Annotated in this window: 15 protein-coding genes, 1 tRNA gene and 1 pseudogene; 7 read left to right on the forward strand and 10 right to left on the reverse strand. The window is 69.6% G+C overall.

All coding sequences use genetic code 11. The annotated features are described in order from the left end of the window. A partial coding sequence (locus Q0C41_RS08905) for a glycosyltransferase family 39 protein (RefSeq protein WP_291982961.1) occupies window positions 1–1,153 on the reverse strand: 1,153 nt, incomplete at its 3' end. Between the two features lie 137 nt (window positions 1,154–1,290). Here Q0C41_RS08905 and rho point away from each other — a divergent pair. Beyond that, a complete protein-coding gene (gene rho / locus Q0C41_RS08910; RefSeq protein WP_291982963.1) occupies window positions 1,291–2,676 on the forward strand; it encodes a transcription termination factor Rho in 1,386 nt (461 codons plus the stop codon). A 115-nt stretch (window positions 2,677–2,791) separates the two neighbouring features. On the opposite strand, the gene clpB is transcribed toward rho, so the two are convergent. Genes clpB through Q0C41_RS08925 form a run of 3 tightly spaced genes read right to left on the reverse strand, consistent with a single transcriptional unit; the run spans window position 2,792 to window position 6,794 of the window. Next, on the reverse strand, window positions 2,792–5,398 hold the full coding sequence (clpB, locus tag Q0C41_RS08915; RefSeq protein WP_291982966.1) for an ATP-dependent chaperone ClpB: 2,607 nt from the start codon (window positions 5,396–5,398) through the stop codon (window positions 2,792–2,794). Between the two features lie 53 nt (window positions 5,399–5,451). After that, window positions 5,452–6,441 (reverse strand): DnaJ C-terminal domain-containing protein, encoded by a 990-nt coding sequence (locus Q0C41_RS08920; protein WP_291982969.1) that lies wholly within the window; start codon window positions 6,439–6,441, stop codon window positions 5,452–5,454. Window positions 6,442–6,455: 14 nt separating this feature from the next. Further along, window positions 6,456–6,794 (reverse strand): MerR family transcriptional regulator, encoded by a 339-nt coding sequence (locus Q0C41_RS08925; RefSeq protein ID WP_291982972.1) that lies wholly within the window; start codon window positions 6,792–6,794, stop codon window positions 6,456–6,458. 220 nt (window positions 6,795–7,014) lie between these two features. Between Q0C41_RS08925 and Q0C41_RS08930 the strand changes: the two genes are divergently transcribed. Genes Q0C41_RS08930 through Q0C41_RS08940 form a run of 3 tightly spaced genes read left to right on the forward strand, consistent with a single transcriptional unit; the run spans window position 7,015 to window position 9,229 of the window. Next, window positions 7,015–7,746 (forward strand): hypothetical protein, encoded by a 732-nt coding sequence (locus tag Q0C41_RS08930; RefSeq protein ID WP_291982974.1) that lies wholly within the window; start codon window positions 7,015–7,017, stop codon window positions 7,744–7,746. After that, the gene (locus tag Q0C41_RS08935) at window positions 7,743–8,759 is read left to right on the forward strand and encodes a hypothetical protein (RefSeq protein ID WP_291982977.1); all 1,017 of its coding nucleotides are present in this window, start codon (window positions 7,743–7,745) and stop codon (window positions 8,757–8,759) included. The genes Q0C41_RS08930 and Q0C41_RS08935 overlap by 4 nt, the downstream gene beginning before the upstream one ends. A 41-nt stretch (window positions 8,760–8,800) precedes the next feature. After that, window positions 8,801–9,229 (forward strand): BrxA/BrxB family bacilliredoxin, encoded by a 429-nt coding sequence (locus tag Q0C41_RS08940; protein ID WP_291982979.1) that lies wholly within the window; start codon window positions 8,801–8,803, stop codon window positions 9,227–9,229. Window positions 9,230–9,369: 140 nt separating this feature from the next. Here Q0C41_RS08940 and hemH read toward each other — a convergent pair. Then, window positions 9,370–10,281: pseudogene (gene hemH / locus Q0C41_RS08945) on the reverse strand (ferrochelatase); the annotation flags it as partial. A 94-nt stretch (window positions 10,282–10,375) separates the two neighbouring features. On the opposite strand from hemH, the gene surE reads away from it, so the two are divergent. Next, window positions 10,376–11,137, forward strand: a complete 762-nt coding sequence (gene surE / locus Q0C41_RS08950; protein ID WP_291982981.1) for a 5'/3'-nucleotidase SurE — start codon at window positions 10,376–10,378, stop codon at window positions 11,135–11,137. A gap of 4 nt (window positions 11,138–11,141) precedes the next feature. Here surE and Q0C41_RS08955 read toward each other — a convergent pair whose 3' ends face one another. Then, window positions 11,142–11,327: a hypothetical protein gene (locus Q0C41_RS08955; RefSeq protein ID WP_291982984.1), complete on the reverse strand. Its 186-nt coding sequence runs from the start codon at window positions 11,325–11,327 to the stop codon at window positions 11,142–11,144. 122 nt (window positions 11,328–11,449) lie between these two features. On the opposite strand from Q0C41_RS08955, the gene Q0C41_RS08960 reads away from it, so the two are divergent. After that, window positions 11,450–11,526 (forward strand) — tRNA-Pro (locus Q0C41_RS08960). A gap of 75 nt (window positions 11,527–11,601) precedes the next feature. Here Q0C41_RS08960 and Q0C41_RS08965 read toward each other — a convergent pair. Next, window positions 11,602–12,600, reverse strand: coding sequence for an acetamidase/formamidase family protein (locus Q0C41_RS08965; RefSeq protein ID WP_291982986.1), 999 nt, complete (start codon window positions 12,598–12,600; stop codon window positions 11,602–11,604). Between the two features lie 42 nt (window positions 12,601–12,642). Next, entirely contained in the window at window positions 12,643–14,256 is a 1,614-nt protein-coding gene (locus Q0C41_RS08970; protein WP_291982988.1) for an ATP-binding protein, read from the reverse strand. 248 nt (window positions 14,257–14,504) lie between these two features. Here Q0C41_RS08970 and Q0C41_RS08975 point away from each other — a divergent pair, with 248 nt between their 5' ends. Continuing rightward, complete coding sequence (locus Q0C41_RS08975) at window positions 14,505–15,626, forward strand: Vms1/Ankzf1 family peptidyl-tRNA hydrolase (RefSeq protein WP_291982990.1); 1,122 nt, start codon at window positions 14,505–14,507, stop codon at window positions 15,624–15,626. A gap of 39 nt (window positions 15,627–15,665) precedes the next feature. Here Q0C41_RS08975 and Q0C41_RS08980 read toward each other — a convergent pair whose 3' ends face one another. After that, window positions 15,666–16,046 carry a hypothetical protein gene (locus tag Q0C41_RS08980; protein ID WP_291982991.1) on the reverse strand — a complete coding sequence of 127 codons (381 nt, stop codon included), beginning with the start codon at window positions 16,044–16,046 and terminating at the stop codon, window positions 15,666–15,668. A gap of 37 nt (window positions 16,047–16,083) precedes the next feature. Further along, window positions 16,084–17,403, reverse strand: a complete 1,320-nt coding sequence (locus Q0C41_RS08985) for a hypothetical protein (protein ID WP_291982993.1) — start codon at window positions 17,401–17,403, stop codon at window positions 16,084–16,086. Window positions 17,404–17,699 lie beyond the last annotated feature (296 nt).

Raw genomic sequence — 17,699 nt, forward strand, 5'->3', positions numbered from 1 at the left:
TACCGAGGATCAGGAACAGGACGGCGCACACCGTGCCGCACCACGCCAGCGCGCGCTGGCGGCCCGTGCGTGGCGCCACCGACGGTCCGTCGTCGGGCAGCCGGGCGATGACCGTGCGTGCCAGCAGCAGGGCCATCGGCGGCAGCATCGGCAGGATGTAGCGCGGCTGCTTGCCGATGGACGCCGAGTAGAAGATGAACGGCACGGCCGCCCAGATGATGGCGCGCCACTCGGCGCGGGTCACGGACCGCTCCCGGCGGAACACCCGCCGCCAGGTCGGCAGCCAGAGCAGGATGAAGGGCGACCACGGCATCAGGCCGCCGAGCACGATCGGCACATAGAACCACAGGGGGCGCGGCTCGTTGTAGCGGTCGGTGGCGAAGCGTTCGAGGTTCTCGCCGATGAAGAAGCGATGGACGTACGCCAGGCCGTGGTGCTGCGCCATGGCCACGAACCAGGGCGCCGCCACGAGCACGACGATGGCGCCGACGAGCAGGACGTCGACGAGGCTGGGCAGCCGCGCGGCGTCCTCGCCGGTCGTGCTGCGTCGTTCGTGCCACCAGACGGGGATGGCGGCCAGGACGGGCAGCGCGACGCCGACCGGCCCCTTGGCGAGCAGGCCGAGCCCCATCATGAGACCCGCGAAGACGAACCACAGCCGCCGTCGCGACACGCTCAGCGAGGCCGTCGCGATGGGGGACCCGATGGCTTCGATCAGGCCCCACGTCGAGGCGGCGATGAAGAAGGCGAGTGGCAGGTCGGGCAGCGACAGCCGGCCGATGGAGAAGTAGCCGAAACTGGTCGCCACGACCGTCGCCGCGAAGAACCCGGTGGCCGCATCGAACCACCGGCGCCCGGCCAGATAGGTCAGGATGGCCAGCCCGAAGCCGGCCAGTGCCGAGGGGAAGCGCGCCGCCGCCTCGCGAACCCCCGCCACCGTGTAGGAGGCCGAGACCAGCCAGTAGAACAGGATGGGCTTCTGGAAACGGAGCTCGTAGTTGTAATAGGGCGTGAGCCAGTCGCCGGAGGCCACCATCTCACGAGAGGCTTCCGCGTAGAACGCCTCGTCCGAATCACCGATCGCGCCGCGGCCAAGGCCTGCGAAGAACGTCAGGAAGCAGACCAGGCCGAGTATGAGCACATGCCGCGACACGCTGGCCGGATTCTACACCATGGGTTTTCCGGCTATACTGGCGCCTCACCTCGTGGTTCCAGGGACCCGCCTCGCGCGGCGCGCGTGCCGCGCCGACTCCCGGCTCGCCCTCACCCCTTCTCGACACCGCAGACAGCATGGCACCAGCTCAGAAGCGCTCCGGCGGCCGCCGCGGCCCCCGCCCCTCAGGTCCCCGCCGCCCCGTCAACGACATTCCCGACGTCGCCAACGATCCCCCGCTCGACCTGCCACCGGAGGGCAGCGAGGCCAGCCTCCGGATCGGCCAGTTGAAGGAGATGAACATCCAGGCCCTGATGCAGGTGGCACAGGACCTCGGAGTCATCGGCGCGACCGGGTTGCGCAAGCAGGAGCTGATCTTCCAGATCCTGAAGGCCCAGACCGAGCAGAGCGGCTTCATCTTCTCGGAAGGGGTGCTGGAGGTGCTGCCGGACGGCTTCGGCTTCCTGCGGGCGCCCGACTACAACTACCTCGCGGGCCCCGACGACATCTACGTCTCGCCGTCGCAGATCCGCAAGTTCGACCTGCAGACGGGCGACACGATCAGCGGCCAGATCCGGCCCCCGAAGGACGGCGAGCGCTACTTCGCGCTCATCAAGGTCGAAGCCGTCAACTTCGAGGCGCCCGAGTTCGCCCGCAACAAGATCTTCTTCGAGAACCTGACGCCGCTCTACCCGCAGGCCCGGTTCTCGCTCGAGACCACCAAGGACAACCTGGCGGCGCGGGTGCTCGACCTGATGACGCCGGTCGGCAAGGGGCAACGCGGCCTGATCGTCGCCCCGCCCCGCACCGGCAAGACGATGCTGCTGCAGAACATCGCGCAGTCGGTCGTGCAGAACCATCCCGAGGTGTATCTCATCGTGCTGCTCATCGACGAGCGGCCCGAGGAGGTCACCGACATGCAGCGGTCCGTGCGTGGCGAGGTCATCTCGTCCACCTTCGACGAGCCGGCGCAGCGGCACGTCCAGGTCGCCGAGATGGTGATCGAGAAGGCCAAGCGACTGGTCGAGCACAAGAAGGACGTGCTCATCCTGCTCGACTCGATCACGCGTCTGGCCCGTGCCTACAACAGCGTGTCGCCGCCGTCGGGCAAGGTGCTGTCGGGCGGCGTCGATTCCAACGCCCTCCAGAAGCCGAAGCGCTTCTTCGGCGCGGCCCGCAACATCGAGGAGGGCGGATCGCTGACGATCATCGCCACCGCCCTCGTCGACACGGGTTCACGCATGGACGAAGTGATCTTCGAGGAGTTCAAGGGCACCGGCAACATGGAAATCCACCTGGATCGCAAGCTGGTGGACAAGCGCGTGTTCCCGGCCATCGACATCACCAAGAGCGGCACGCGCAAGGAGGAACTCCTCATCCCGAAGGACGACCTCAACCGCATCTGGGTGCTGCGCAAGGTCATCAACCCGCTCTCGGCCACCGAGGCCATGGAGCTGCTGATCGACAAGCTGGCCAAGTCGGGCACCAACGCCGACTTCCTCAACGCGATGCACAAGCCGTAGAGACAGGCTCAGGGCTCACGGCTGTGGGCTCTGAAGGGCCGGCTCCTGGCGCAGGGCTCACGGAGTCTTGTAAGCCCTGCGCCGTCGTTCCGCCCTGGGGCTGGTCGTGCGCGTGTCAGTGCACGACGGCCTGACGCTTCTCGAAGCGCAGGGCCCCGTCGACGAGGTCGAGCGTGACCTCGTCGCCCTCACGGAACTCGCCCTGCAACACCGCCATCGCGAGCGGGTCCAGCACCCGCTTCTGCAGCGTGCGCTTGAGCGGCCGCGCGCCGTAGAGCGGGTCGTACCCCTCGTCCACCAGCGCGAGCCGTGCAGCCTCGCCGAGGTGCAGCGTGATCTTCCGCTCCTGCAGCCTGGCCAGCAGCCTGGCCATCTGCAGGTCGATGATCTGGCCCATGTGGGCGCGGCCGAGCGGGTGGAAGACGATGATCTCGTCGATCCGGTTGATGAACTCCGGGCGGAAGTGCTGACGCATGGCGTCGAGCACCTCGCGCCGCGTGCCCTCGTCCACCAGCCCCTCGTGCATCGCCCGCTCGGCCAGGTACTGGCTGCCGAGATTCGAGGTCATGATCACGACGGTGTTCTTGAAGTCCACCGTCCGCCCGCGGCCGTCGGTCAGCCGCCCGTCGTCGAGCAGCTGCAGCAACACGTTCAGGACTTCCGGGTGGGCCTTCTCGACCTCGTCGAACAGGACCACGGCGTAGGGCCGTCGCCGCACGGCTTCGGTCAGTTGCCCGGCCTCGTCGTAGCCGACATAGCCCGGAGGCGCGCCGATGAGCCGCGATACGGCGTGCTTCTCCTGGTACTCGGACATGTCGATGCGCACCATCGCCTGCTCGTCGTCGAAGAGGAACTCGGCGAGGGCGCGCGCGAGTTCCGTCTTGCCGACCCCTGTTGGCCCCAGAAAGACGAAACTGCCGAGGGGACGATTGGGGTCCTGCAATCCGGCTCTCGCTCGTCGAATGGCGCTGGCCACGGCATGAATCGCCTCGTCCTGGCCCACCACGCGGTGATGGAGGCGGTCCTCCATCTGCACGAGCTTCTGGACCTCGCCCTCCATCAGGCGGCTCAGCGGGATGTGCGTCCACTTGCTGACGACCTCGGCGATGTCCTCCTCGTCGACCTCCTCCTTGAGCATCCGCGGGACCTGCTGCCCCTCGACGCTGGCCTTCTCCGCGGCTTTCCGGCGCTCCAGTTCGGGCAGCCGGCCGTACTGCAGCTCGGAGGCGCGGGCGTAGTCTCCCTCGCGTTGCGCCTGGTCGATCTGCTGGCGCACCTGTTCGATCTCGCCGGTGATGGCGCTCGAGGACTGGATCGCGGCCTTCTCCTGCTCCCACTGCGTCTGCAGCCGGGTGCGCTCCTCCTTGAGGTCGGCCAGCTCCTTTTCGAGCTTCAGCAGGCGGTCCTGCGAGGCCTGGTCGGTCTCCTTGCGCAGGGCTTCACGCTCGATCTCGAGCTGCATGAGGCGGCGTGACACCTCATCGAGCTCGGCGGGCATCGAGTCGATCTCCATGCGGAGCCGCGACGCGGCCTCGTCGATCAGGTCGATGGCCTTGTCCGGCAGGAAGCGGTCCGCGATGTAGCGGTGGCTGAGGACCGCCGCCGCCACGAGGGCGGCGTCCTTCAGGCGCACGCTGTGGTGCAGCTCGTACTTCTCGCGCAGGCCGCGCAGGATGCTGATGGTGTCCTCGACGCTCGGTTCGCCGACCAGGACGGGCTGGAAGCGTCGTTCGAGCGCCGCATCCTTCTCGATGTGCTTCCGGTACTCGTCCAGCGTCGTCGCGCCGATCGTGTGCAGCTCGCCACGGGCGAGCATCGGCTTGAGCATGTTCGAGGCGTCCAGCGACCCCTCGGAGGCGCCGGCGCCCACCACCGTGTGCAGTTCGTCGATGAACAGGACGATCTGTCCCTGCGCGTTGAGGATCTCCTGCAGCACGGCCTTGAGCCGCTCCTCGAACTCGCCACGATACTTCGCGCCGGCGATCAGCGACCCCATGTCCAGCGCGACGATGCGCTTGTCCTTGAGGCCCTCGGGCACGTCGCCACGGACGATGCGCTGCGCCAGGCCCTCGACGATGGCGGTCTTGCCGACGCCGGGTTCGCCGATCAGCACGGGGTTGTTCTTGGTCCGCCGAGACAGCACCTGGATGACACGGCGAATCTCGTCGTCTCGCCCGATGACGGGGTCGAGCTTGCCCTCGCGGGCGAGCACGGTCAGGTCGCGGCCGTACTTCTCGAGGGCTTCGTACTTGGCCTCCGGGCTCTGGTCGGTCACGCGCTGGGTGCCACGCACGGCGACCAGCGTCTCCAGGATGCGATCGCGCGTCGCGCCGACGGCCTGCAGCGCCAGCACCCCGGGCGTGCGTCCGCCTTCACCGGCGATGGCGAGCAGGAAGTGCTCGGTGCTCAGGTAGGCGTCCTTGAGCTGCGTCGCCTCCTTCTCGGCGGCGTCGACCAGGGTGCGCATGCGGGGGCCGAGTCCGGCCTCGCTGCCGCCATAGGCCTTCGGGCGCTTGTTGAGGTCCTGCTCGACGGCGCGGCCCAGCGCCACGGGATCGATCTGCATCTTGCGCAGGACCGCCGGCACGATGCCGCCAGCCTGGCCGACGAGCGCCGCGAGCAGGTGCTCCGGGTCGATGTGCGGGTGATTCAGCCGGGTCGCGAGCTGTTGCGCGGCGACGACGGCTTCCTGGGCCTTCTCGGTCAGTCGATTCAGATTCATGATTTCCCCCCGGTCGATATCAAGTCGATGGGACAGGTCCTGCGTGTCAGCCTCTAGACAGGTTGCGCCTTGCGAAGCTCCGCCAGCGCCTCGTAGTGGAGCCGTTCCTCCGGCGTGAGCTCGGTGGGCACCTGGAGATCCAGGGTGACCAGGAGATCGCCGCGCTCACCGGCCTTGCCCAGGATCGGGCGACCGTGCCCGCGCAGCCGGAGGACGGCGCCGGACCTGGCGCCCGGCGGCACCCTGGCCCGAATGCGCGTGCCGACCAGCGGCAGCACCTCGATCTCGCCGCCGAGCACCGCGACCGGAATGGCGACCGGGACGCGGGTCGCGAGGTCGTGGTCGCCGCGCGGCTCGAAGCGGCCGTGTGGCGCGATCCGCACGCGGAAGAAGACGTCGCCCCCGTCGGAGGCGGCGCGCACCTTCTGGCCGTCCCGAATCCCGGCAGGGAAGCGCACCTCGAGCGACCGCTCACCGTCCGGCCCCGACAGCGTGACCTTGCGCGACGTGCCGTTGAACGCCTCCTCGAGGCTGATCGCCAGCTCGTGCTCCTGCGGTGCCGCCGCCGGCCGGCGCGCTCGTGTGCGGGTCCGCGCGCCATTCGGGTCGGCGCCGCCCGCGCCCCCGAAGAAGGTCTTGAAGAAGTCGGAGAAGGGATTGGCCCCCTCGCCGAACATCTCCTGGAATTCCTCCGGAGAGACGTTGCGATAGCTGCCGCCGGGTGCCCCTCCGGCGGGCCCGCCCCGGGGCGCCCAGCCACCGCCGAACGGGCTGCCACCCGCGCGCGGGTCGAAGCCGGCCTTCTCGGCCTGCTCGTAGGCCTTCCAGTTGGCGCCGAGTTCGTCGTACTTGCGCCGCTTGTCGGCATCGCCGAGCACTTCGTAGGCCTCGTTGAGCTCCTTGAACTTGCTCTCGGCGCCGGCATTGCCAGGGTTCACGTCGGGGTGGTGCTTGCGCGCCAGCCGGCGGAAGGCCTGCTTGATCTCCTTGGCGGAGGCGGTCTTGGCCACACCGAGCGTGGCGTAGTAATCGCGGAACTCCATCCCGCCTCCTCTCCTCAGAGCCCGAGCATCGCGCCCAGGCGATCCAGTTCCTGCGTCAGCCGCCGAGCCGAGGCCCGCGACCAGTCGCTGCCGGTGGCCAGGGGCCGAATGCGTTGCAGCACATCGGCCACGGCCAGCAGTCGTTGCACCCCCGCGAGGTTGATGCCCGCCTCGTCGACCAGGTGCTTGATGACCCGGAGCCGTTGCAGTTCATCGTGCGAGTACACCCGCATGCTGCCCAGCGTCCGGGTCGGCCGCACCAGGCCGAGGCGCTCGTACTTGCGCAAGGTCTGCGGATGCATGCCCAGGTGACGCGCCGCCACGCTGATGAGGATGAACTCCTCCTGCGGCATCGCGTGATCCCTGCGGGGCCGGTCGTCGCTCATTGACACAGACCGAGTCTATGACTTGATGCGAACCGTGTCAATGTGCTGCCTCGCCGAGCGTCAACCCGCGGGCGGCCGTCCGCTCGCCGCGTCATGGCCGTAGGCGTCGGCCTGCGGTTGCCGCATACTGGATGTCTGTGCCTGTGCCGGACATGGCGTCCGGGGGGGCAGGCGCAGCCGAGGCATCGTGGATTTCGTTCCTTCAGATCTGCTGACCATCGGGCTGCTCGTGCTGCTCGAGGGCCTGCTCAGCGCCGACAACGCCCTCGTCCTCGCGATCCTGGTGCTGTCGCTGCCGCGCGACCAGCAGCGCAAGGCCCTGCGGTACGGCATCCTCGGTGCCTTCGCCTTCCGCGGGCTGGCCACCATCTTCGCGGCCTACATGATCGGGCTGGCGTGGGTGAAGCTGGTCGGCGCGCTCTACCTGCTCTGGCTGCCCATCCAGCACTTCCGCGGCGGCGATCACGAAGCGCGCAAGAACATCAAGCCGGCGACGAGCTGGCTCGGCCTCGGCGCCTTCTGGACCACCGTCGTCAAGGTCGAACTGACCGACATCGTGTTCGCCATCGATTCCATCCTCGTGGCGGTGGCGATGTCGCCGAAGCTGTGGGTGATCATCACCGGCGGCCTGCTCGGCATCGTCGCGATGCGACTGCTGATTGGTCAGTTGCTCGCCGTGGTGCAGCGGTTCCCGGCGCTGGTCGACGGCGCCTTCGTCATCATCGCGTGGGTGGGCATCAAGCTGCTGGTCGAGTACGGCCATCAGATCGGCTACATCCACTTCGAGATCCCCAAGTGGCTGTCGCTGGGGCTGATCGTCGTCATCTTCGGCGGGTTCTACCTCTACGCCCGCTACCAGGGGCCCGTCGACGTGCCCGACGACGATGCGGCGGACCTGTTGAAGGAGCACTCGGAATGATCGACATCCTCTACGAGCACCCGGCGTGGTTCGCCCGGCTCTTCGAGGCCCTCGACGCCCGTGCCGTGCCGTACCGCCGTGTGCACGCCGGGGCCTTGCGCTTCGTGCCGGACTGGAAGCACGACGCCGGGGCACGCGCGGCCGCGCCAGACCTCCTCGTGAACCGCATGAGCCCGTCGGCCGATCGCCGTGGCCATGGCCACGGCATCCTGCCGACCCTGCAGTATCTCGAGTCGGCCGAGGCGGGTGGGGTCCGGGTCATCAACGGGGCTCGCGCCTACAGCTACGAGATCTCCAAGGTCCGACAGATGACCCTGCTGGCCGACCTCGGCCTGCCGTTTCCCAGGACGCGCGTCATCAACGCCGCCAGTGAGGCGGTCGCCGCGACCGAGGGCCTGCGCTGGCCGGTCGTCGTGAAGCCCAGCGTGGGCGGGAGCGGGGCCGGTGTGCTCCGATTCGACCGCGAGAGCGACCTGCGGGCGGCCGCCGAGGCCGGGCAACTGGACTTCGGTGTCGATCACCTGGCCCTGGTGCAGGAGTTCATCCCGGCGCGGGACTCACAGATCACCCGTGTAGAGGTTCTCGCGGGGAAGTACCTCTACGCGATTGCCATTCCCGTCACTGGCCAGAGCTTCAACCTCTGCCCGGCCGACCTCTGCGAACTGCCGGACGCCGCCGCGGCTGCGCCAGCGGCCCCGGTCGAACTCGGCGGCAACTGCGCGATTTCGCTGCCGTCGGCTGGCAAGCGCGCCGTGCAGGCGCACCCGCCGCAGGCCATCATCGACGCGGTGGTGCGGATGACCGACGCCGCCGGGTTCGATGTCGGTGGCGTCGAATACGTGGTGGACGACCGCGACGGGCAGCCGTACTTCTACGACCTGAACGCCCTGTCGAACTTCGTCGCCGACGCGCCCTCCGTGATCGGATTCGATCCGTGGGTGCCGTTTGTCGACTTCCTGGTCGAGGCCCATGCCACGGCCAGCTCGCGACGTCGCCTCGCGGCGACGGTCTAACGCACAACCGGGGCGCGGCCCCTGAAGGAGTAGAGACACCGATGGCTTATCCAGAATTCCTGATCGCTCCGATGCGCGAAGAACTGACCGATGTCGGCTTCACCGAGCTCCGCACGGCCGCCGACGTGGACCAGGCGGTCGCCCAGCAGGGCACCACGCTCGTGGTCGTGAACTCTGTCTGCGGCTGTGCGGCGGGCAAGGCACGCCCCGGGATCGCGCGCGCGATGCAGCACGCCGCCAAGCCGGATCACGCCGTGACGGTGTTCGCGGGAGCCGACATCGACGCCACCGATCGGGCCCGGTCCTACTTCACGGGCTACCCGCCGTCGTCGCCCTCGCTCGGGATCCTGCGCGACGGCAAGCTGGTGTACATGATGGAGCGGCACCAGATCGAGGGGAACTCGGCGGATGGCATCGCCCAGGCCCTGACCGCCGCGTTCGACAAGTACTGCGCCACGCAGAACGCGTAGGCGTGCGCTCGGCCGGGCGCCGGCGGTCTGGCGCCCGGCACCGCCGGTGGGGGCAACTCCGTGGCGTTGGGGTGGTCGGGGTGCACCAGCGTCAGCGGGCGCCCCCGTCTGTAGGTCTCCCACGTGCGGCCGACCATGTCGGCCATGGTGCCGATGAACGCCGGATGCGCGTTGACGGCCGACGCACGAGCCATCGGCAGACCCAGTTCGTCGCAGGTCGCCCGGGCTTCGTGATCGAGGTCGTAGAGCACCTCGATGTGGTCGCAGACGAAGCCGATGGGGCTCAGGACGACCGCCTTCAGGGTGCCGGTCGCGTGTGCAGCCCTCAGGTAGTCGTTGACGTCGGGGTCCAGCCAGGGGTCCTCGGGGCGTCCGCTGCGGCTCTGGAACACGAGATCCCAGTCGCTGACCCCCAATCGCCGCGCCACTTCGGCCGCGGAGCTGCGCAGCTGAAGACGGTACGACTCCGCGCCGCTCATCGACATCGGGATGCTGTGGGCCGTGAACACGAGGCGCGCGGCCGTCCGGGTCTCGGCCGGCAGGGTGTCCCGGGCCACCAGGACGTGGTCAGCCACCGCCGTGAGGAAGCCATCGTGGAGGTGCCAGTCACCGACGTAGGTCACCTCCACCGGGCGCTGCCCACCTGCCCAGACCGCCTCTCGCGCCTGCAGCACGTTCTGCTTGTACTGCGTGCAGCTCGAGTACGAGCGGTGGGCCGCCGCCACGACGCCGATGGCCCGCGTCACGCCATCCTGGGCCATCCGGGCCAGCACGTCGGGCAGCAGCGGCGTCCAGTTGCGCGCCCCGATGTAGACGGGCAGGTCGAGGCCCCGCCGCGCCAGCTCGGCCCGCAGCCCGGCGGCCTGCGCGTCGGTGTACTCGGTGATCGGCGACACGCCGCCGAACAGCTCGTAGTGATGGGCCACCGCCTCGATGCGCTGCGGCGGGATGCGCCGGCCACGAAGGACATTGGCGAGGAAGGGGCGGATATCCGCGGGACCGAGGGGCCCCCCGAAGGAGACGAGCAGGACGGCATCGAAGGGCGCGGGCATGGCTGCTCCGATAATAGACTCCGGGGAACGTGGCCGTGATTCACGGGCGTGCCGACACCCCGGTCGACCTCCGACTCCCGACTCCCGAGTGCCTATGAGTACGATCCTCCTTACGAACGACGATGGTGTGGAATCCGAGGGCCTGCATGCGCTGGCCGAGGCGTTGCGGCCGCTCGGACGGGTGGTGGTGTGCGCGCCGGTCGGCGAGGCCAGCGCCATCGGCCATGCCCTCACGCTGGCCAGGCCCCTGCGTCTGCGCACGATGGGCCCGGACATCCACGCGGTGGACGGCACGCCCGCCGATTGCGTCAACATCGCCATCTCGCAGGTTCTCGAGGGGCGCCTGCCCGACATGGTCGTGTCCGGCATCAACAAGGGGTGGAATGTCGGCGACGACGTCACCTACTCGGGGACGATCGGCGGCGCGCTGGAGGGCGTGTTGATGGGCGTGCCCGCGGTCGCGGTGTCGATGCAGCGCGGCCCGGTGTATGACTTCACGCATGCCGCGGCGGCGGGTGGCGCCGTGGCTCGCGAGGTGCTCGAGCAGGGGTTGCCTTCTCGGGTCCTGCTGAACGTCAACGTGCCGCAGGGCGTGCCGAACGGCTGGGCCACGACCATTCAGGCTGCGCGGACGCACACCACCAACGTCCTGCGTCGCGAAGACCCCTGGGGGCGGCCGTACTTCTGGCTGGACGAGGGGCGGGTCGAGTGGGCGCCGCGCGCGGACACGGACTACGAGGCGGTCAAGGCCGGCCGCATCTCCGTCACACCGCTGCACGCGGATCTGACCGCGCATGCGGCGATGGCAGGGACCGCCGCGATGGTGGAGCGGGCACGCACGCGGCAGCGCGGGTGAGGCCTCAGGCCTGGTAGTTCACGAGCTGCCCCTTGCCCGAATTGCCTGCGCCCTCGATGAGGCGCACCATGGCTTCGGCCTCGCGCTTCTTCTCCTGCAGCGCCTTGCTGACAGCCAGGGTCGTGCGGTCCGTGCGGGCGGCCACGGTGGCGTCGCTGCCCGTGCTGGCGATGGAAGGGATCCCGGTCATACGAAGGCAATCGGCGGCCGTGCCGGGAACTTGAGGGCTGGTGCGTGCGCCGCATTTTTTTGGCAGGAGCGCGTTCCGGGATTGCAGCCGTCGCGGGTGTCGGTGTAGACTCGTCGAGTTGTCGGGGCGTGGCTCAGCCTGGTAGAGCGCTCGGTTCGGGACCGAGAGGTCGGAGGTTCGAATCCTCTCGCCCCGACCAGAAGATTCGAAACGGCCGGACGCTCGCAAGAGCGTCCGGCCGTTTCCTTGTTCGCCGTTCCCGCCGCCCGACACCTCAGGGCGTGCGCCGCACCCGTGGTGGCAAGGCCGACTTGGGGAACTTGGCCACCACGGTGTAGTTCGGGTCGACGACGTTGGCGATCCGGCTGACGCCCCCCTGCGACACCACCTGATACGCCTCCATCTTGTCGAACCCGTAGTCGTCCACCAGCCACTGGATCAGCTCGACGTGGGCGATCCGGAACGCATCCACGAGCGGACGCACGCTTCCGGCCACCATGATGTGGGTCTCGTCCTCGATCCGGGGCCAGGCAATCTTCCGGCCCTTGATGACGTCGAACTGCAGCGTCACGTCCATCGTGGTCTCGAGGCCCGAGCCGACGATCTCGCCATCGCCCTGCAGCGCGTGCCCATCGCCGAAGTAGAAGTAGCCCCCCTCGTGAAACACCGGCAGGTGGACGGTCGCGCCTTCGCGCACGTCGGAGGCGTCCATGTTGCCGCCGAAGTTGCCGGGCCAGAGGCCGCCCCAGGCCTCCTGGCCGGCCGGGGCGACGGCCACGCGGCCCAGCATCGGGCGCAGGGGGAGCTCGATGCGCTTGCTGGCCGAGTTGGGCAGGTCGAGGATGCCAACGTTGCGGGTGCGGTCGAGGGTCCAGACGAAACGCCTCGAGGGCAGCGGGTCGTTCAGGATGCGCGTCCGACTGTCGCCGGCGACGGCGCTGATCCCCATCGGCACGACGGCGGACACGGCGGTGTCGCGGTTGGGCCGGAGGCGGACGATCTTCACGACGAGCGTGTCGTCTGGCGTCAACCCCTCGATGAAGAACGGCCCGACCTCGCCGGGCCACGGCCCCCCGGCCTTCTCGTAGTAGTCGCCGGGGCGCGAGAACGTCTGTGATTCGACGATATCGCCCGGCTTCAGCCGAAGCACCGGCTCGCGCACCGCGAAGGTCGGCACGCCCGCGGTCGGTGTGAACCGATGCGTCTCGGCGGACGCGGCCGCAGCCGACACGAGGGCGAGGAGGAGGGCGGAACCGGCAGAGATGCAGCGCATGGCGCCGCATGGTATCGCGTCGGGGGGCGCCAGGCGCCGGCGCTACGGGCCGGGGGGCGTCGGCGTGGCGGGCAGTTCGCCCTGCCTGCGCCGGACGACGTCGCCGACCGCGGTGAACAGGTCTCGCGGTTCCACGGGCTTGGCGACGTGCCCATCGAAGCCCGCGGAGAGGATCCGTTCGCGATCCTCGAGGCGCGAGAACGCGGTCACGGCCAGCGCCGGTGCCCGGCGCACCCGGGGATTGGGGAAGCTGCGCAGGGCCCGGATGAGATCGAATCCGTCGCGCCCCGGCATGCCGATGTCACTCAGGACGACGTCGATCTCGAGGTCGCCGAGCAGGCGGAGGGCTTCGCCGACGGTGGCCGCCGCTACGGGCACGGCGCCGACGTTCTCGAGCAGCACGCTCAGCATCTCGCGCGAGTCCGCGTCGTCTTCGATCACCAGGATGGAGAGGCCGCGCAACTGGAGCGCGACGTCGTCGGCCGAACGGAGGCCCGATGCCGGTGGCGACGCTTCCCGGTCGTAGGCGCCCTGCGCGGCTGGCAGCGTCACCGTGGCCGTGGTGCCGAGGCCGCTGCCGGCGCTGTCGACCGCGACGCGCCCACCGTGCATCTCGACGAGTTGCCGACTGATGGCGAGCCCGAGTCCGAACCCGCCGGGCCGGCGGTGGTCTGGCGTGGCCGGGCGCAGGCGGTCGAACACGAAGGGCAACGCCGAGGGCGAGATGCCGCCGCCGGAGTCGCGGACCTCGACGTGGACCTGTCCACCGTCGGCCCAGAGCCGGAGCCGGATGTGTCCGTCGGCGGGCGTGAACTTGACGGCGTTGCCGAGCAGGTGGGCAAAGACCTGCTGCAGTCGTGTCGGGTCGCCGTGCACCATCGGCGCCGTGGCCTCGATCTCCGACTCGAGGTGGAGGTCCCGGGCGTCGGCCACCGGGCGAATGGCCTCGAGCGCCCGGGCCACGATGTCGGTGACGTCGACGGGATGCACGTCGAGGCGAATCTGTCCGGAGATGATGCGGCTGGCGTCGAGCAGTTCGTCGATGAGCCGCCGTTGCACCTGGACGTTGCGCTCGAGGACGTCCACGGCCCGGGTCGTCTCGTCGGCGCCGAGCCCGCGCTTGAGCAGACTCGTCCAGCCGGCGATGGCGTTGAGGGGGGTCCGCAGTTCGTGCCCGAGGGCGGCGAGGAACTCGTCCTTCATCCGCGCCGCCTCCTCGGCGGCGCGTCTGGCGCGTTCCTCCGCGGCCGTCAGTTCCTGGTTGACCTGCACCAGACTCCGCACGTCGTGCTCATCGGAGAGCGTGCCCACCCAGAGCCGCACGTCGGCCGGCGTCTCGCCGATGGGCACCGCGCGCCACGAGTGCCATCGCCAGACGCCGTCGCGCACACGCCACACGCGGCAGCGCCCTTCGTGGCGCTGTCGGCGCTGCACCGCGGCCTGCCAGGCCGTGCGCAGTGCGGGCCAGTCCTCGGGGTGGAAGGCCTGCTCGAAGTCGGTCGGTCGTTCGTGACCGGTGCACTGGCGGCCGGCGCTGTTGATGAAGTCGAACTGGCCGTCCGCGGTGGCGGTCCAGACGATGATCGGCAGCGCATCGGCGAGGCGGTGGAACCAGAACGTCGCGTCGGGAGGCGGAACCGCCGGCGGGGGAGGCATGGGAGGCATGGCGTGCGACACGCACAGGCGCACCCGCAGTGTACTGGCATTCCCGGATGTGTCGTCCGGAATCTGTCGCGAGTTTCTTACGGCACAGCTGTCGCTCGGCACCGGCCCAGCCGGCCGCGCGCGGCGGGTCGCCAGCCTGTCGAGTTCGGCAAAACGGGCGCGGCCCTTGCAACTCCAGGGCGGTGTCCCGGCGTGGAGCCGGGGCGTGCGCGCACGATGCGCCCTGACCTGGAGATTTCGTGACCATTGCCACGCTCGACCCAGTGCTCGATCGACTTGCCCGGTTCACGCATGCGCCCATGCCGGTGGTGAGCCTCTATCTCGACCTGTCCGGCAACGCGCAGGGCCGACAGACACATGAGGCCTTCCTCGACGAGGCGTTTGCCGAGCCGAGCGCCACCTACGCCTCCGACTCGACCTTTCGCGACGCGCTCGCGCGTGACGCCGCGCGCATCCGGCAGTACCTCGCGTCCGAACTCGACGCCTCCGCGGCGAGGTCCCTCGCCCTCTTCACCTGCAACGGTGGCGAGGAGCTGTTCGAGGCCATCCCGCTGGACCTGCCGCTCGAGGGACATCTCCTCTATGTCGACGACGAGCCCCATCTGTTTCCGTTGGCGCGTGCCGCGGAGCAGTACGCGACGTATGCCGCCCTGGTGGTCAACACCAACGCCGCCCGGCTGTTCGTGTGCGCGACGGGCGCCGTCCAGCACAGCGAGACGATCGAGAACGTGAAGACCAAGAGTGTCGCGGCCGGAGGGTGGTCGCAGGCGCGCTACCAACGTCACGTCGAGGACCTGCACCTCAAGCACATGAAGGAAGTGGCCGAGGCGGTCGAGCGGACGGTTCGCGTGGAAGGGGTGCGAGCGATCATCCTGAGTGGCGAGGCGCAGGCCATCGCCCTGCTGCGCAAGCAACTGCACGACACCGTGGATGCGCTGGTCATCGATGTCATGCGGCTCGACGTCACGGCGCGCGAGCACGACATCCTGGCGGCGACGTTGGCGGCGTTCCGCCGCAACGACGAAGAGACCGACCGGGAGGTGGTCGAGGCGCTGCTCGACGCGTACCGCTCCCGCGGGCTGGCGACGGTTGGGCCCACCGGCGTGCGCGCCGCGCTCGACCGTGGCCAGGTCGATACGCTCGTGGTGCCGGCCGCACCCGGCACGTTGGCCACGGACCACGCCTCGGCCACACTGCCGGCGACACCCTCGGGAGACGCGTCCCGCCGCCTGGACGAGGCGCTGGTCGAGGCGCTGGTCACCGAGGCGCGCCGCACCGGGGCTGGTGTTCGCTTCATCGAGGACGCGGCCCTGCTGGAGCACGCCTCGGGTGTCGGGGCCTTCCTGCGCTACCGCGTGTAGCGTGGGGCCCCCGGCGACCACGGTCGCCGGGGGCTGCGATCAGCCTCCCGCCGGACGCCGGCGCATCCAGTCGCCGCTGACCAGCGCCGCCGACCACACGAGCGCGGTCGGCACGAGGTAGATGACCATGGGGATGGGGCCGAGCGCCCCGTGGCGCAGTTCCCAGACCACCCACAGCGTGAAGGGCAGGAGGGCCCACACACGCAGCGACCATCGGGGAAGTCGTGGCGCCGTGGCGACCGCCAACAGGGCCAGCAACGCCCAGCAGGCCGCCCACCGCGTCAGCGACACGTCGTCGTGCCACGCGCCGTCGGTCGACGGCTGCCCGGACCAGCGAAACCCGAGCACCAGCGCGCCGATGAGCCACGCCACGCCGGCGATGCCGACCGTCGTGCCGATGGTCCCCCTTGCCTCCGTCATGTGTCGCCTCCCCCTGGGGTCGTCATGTGGCCCGGCACTACTGCGCCTGGCAGGTCTGACATTCGATCGGGCAGAACCCACCAGCCACCGACGTGCAGCCGCCGCCTCCCGCACCCCCACTGCCGCCGCTGCCCACGGCGGCGCCGCCGCACTGCGCCGGGTTGGCGAACGTGCAGAAGCAGTAGACCACCTGGGCATTGCACTTCTGGCAGGACCAGCTGCCCGAGAAGGGCCACCACCAACTGCCGGCCGTGCACCCGTTGGTCTCGTAGCACTTGTCGTGCTGGTCGCAGCAGGCACGGAAGATGGTGCCGTCCAGCCAGTGCAGGTTGTCGCACCCCGGCTCGTTGACCAGCGTGCCGGCGCGGCCGAACGCCCAGCCGCGCGCCCAGAGACCGGACAGGCCCGCGGTATCGGAAACCGCCGGCGTGGCTGCCGCCCCGGACACGGCCAGCGCGAACGACGGCAGGGGCGTGGCGAGGCGGGCCACCTGCGCGAGTGGGCCCATCACGCCTGGCTGGCCGAACAGTCGCGCCGCCGCCACCGGCTCGACCGGATCGATCGACGCGGCGATCTGGGTGGCGAACTGATAGGCCTGCACATTGGCCCAGGCCATCGTCGGCGTGAAGGTCCACCCTCCAGGCATGCGGTCAGGCAGGATCACGCCCTGTGACCCGCCCTCGATCTTCCAGGTCAGGACCTGTGCCGTGTCGAACCAGCGCACGAAGCCTCGCTGGGCACCGGTCGTGCGATCGACGATGACGGCCGTGAAGCGTGACCGATCCACCTTCGGCCCCTTCCGAGGGGCCCGCGGGTGCGTGTCGATCCTGGTGCGCACGATGACCTCGTCGAACTCCGTCTCGACCCGTTCGACGCGAGCCGACAGCTGTCCGGCGGAGGCGCCGCGGCCCAGCGCGCGTCGGCTGCGGCGCACATGGCCATCCCATGCGCCTTCCTCACCGGCCACGTCGACGGGCGTGGTGCTGGCGGCTTCGTCCACGTGCAGGGCGTACAACTGGTACGCCGCCCAGTCGAGGCTCACCGTGGACTGCTCCGGCAGACTGAACTCCGACAGGCGGCCGGCGGCTCTGGCGCCCTGCCACTGCGCGCGGCGCGCGTCACCGGCGATCCGCAGCCGACTGCGCTCCACCCCCGCGCGCGAGCGCAGCACGGCCTCGACGACGTGGTCCGTGTTGCGCCGCACTTCGACCACGGCATCGGGAAATGTGGTGGTGACGCGTCGTGCACGGCCCTCCAGCGCATGAAAGGTGCTACCCATGTTGACGCTCTGCGCGGCACACACGCCGGGCACGAGCAGGAGCAGGGCGGTCGCCACCGCCTGCGACGTTCGACACATGGACGTCTCCTTCTCCGGCAGGCACGCTGCCGGACGTGGAGCGGGCCAACCTCCCGAACGTCCGATTCATGTCCTCGCAAACCTCGCGCCATGTGCGGTGTCGCGTCGTGACGCCGGGAGACGCAGCATCTGCCACACCCGATCGCAGAAACTGCCATGATCGACCGCTCGGGAAGTGGCAGACACTGCCATCCGTGGCATCACGCTCGCGTCCACGGTCGCCCAGGGCGAAGCGTCGTCGCGTCTCTTGCTAGGATTAGGGCCTTTGCCGCGGCGCGCGGCCCGGGCAGGCACGG

The sequence above is a fragment of the Luteitalea sp. genome (assembly GCF_022842525.1).
In the GTDB taxonomy this organism is placed as follows: domain Bacteria; phylum Acidobacteriota; class Vicinamibacteria; order Vicinamibacterales; family Vicinamibacteraceae; genus Luteitalea.

Bases quoted from the DNA above. Each gene is read 5' to 3' on its own strand.
- rho (WP_291982963.1), top strand. From the start codon at position 1,291: ATGGCACCAGCTCAGAAGCGCTCCGGCGGCCGCCGCGGCCCCCGCCCC.
- clpB (WP_291982966.1), bottom strand. From the start codon at position 5,398: ATGAATCTGAATCGACTGACCGAGAAGGCCCAGGAAGCCGTCGTCGCC.
- Q0C41_RS08920 (WP_291982969.1), bottom strand. From the start codon at position 6,441: ATGGAGTTCCGCGATTACTACGCCACGCTCGGTGTGGCCAAGACCGCC.
- Q0C41_RS08925 (WP_291982972.1), bottom strand. From the start codon at position 6,794: ATGCCGCAGGAGGAGTTCATCCTCATCAGCGTGGCGGCGCGTCACCTG.
- Q0C41_RS08935 (WP_291982977.1), top strand. From the start codon at position 7,743: ATGATCGACATCCTCTACGAGCACCCGGCGTGGTTCGCCCGGCTCTTC.
- Q0C41_RS08940 (WP_291982979.1), top strand. From the start codon at position 8,801: ATGGCTTATCCAGAATTCCTGATCGCTCCGATGCGCGAAGAACTGACC.
- surE (WP_291982981.1), top strand. From the start codon at position 10,376: ATGAGTACGATCCTCCTTACGAACGACGATGGTGTGGAATCCGAGGGC.
- Q0C41_RS08955 (WP_291982984.1), bottom strand. From the start codon at position 11,327: ATGACCGGGATCCCTTCCATCGCCAGCACGGGCAGCGACGCCACCGTG.
- Q0C41_RS08965 (WP_291982986.1), bottom strand. From the start codon at position 12,600: ATGCGCTGCATCTCTGCCGGTTCCGCCCTCCTCCTCGCCCTCGTGTCG.
- Q0C41_RS08970 (WP_291982988.1), bottom strand. From the start codon at position 14,256: ATGCCTCCCCCGCCGGCGGTTCCGCCTCCCGACGCGACGTTCTGGTTC.
- Q0C41_RS08980 (WP_291982991.1), bottom strand. From the start codon at position 16,046: ATGACGGAGGCAAGGGGGACCATCGGCACGACGGTCGGCATCGCCGGC.
- Q0C41_RS08985 (WP_291982993.1), bottom strand. From the start codon at position 17,403: ATGTGTCGAACGTCGCAGGCGGTGGCGACCGCCCTGCTCCTGCTCGTG.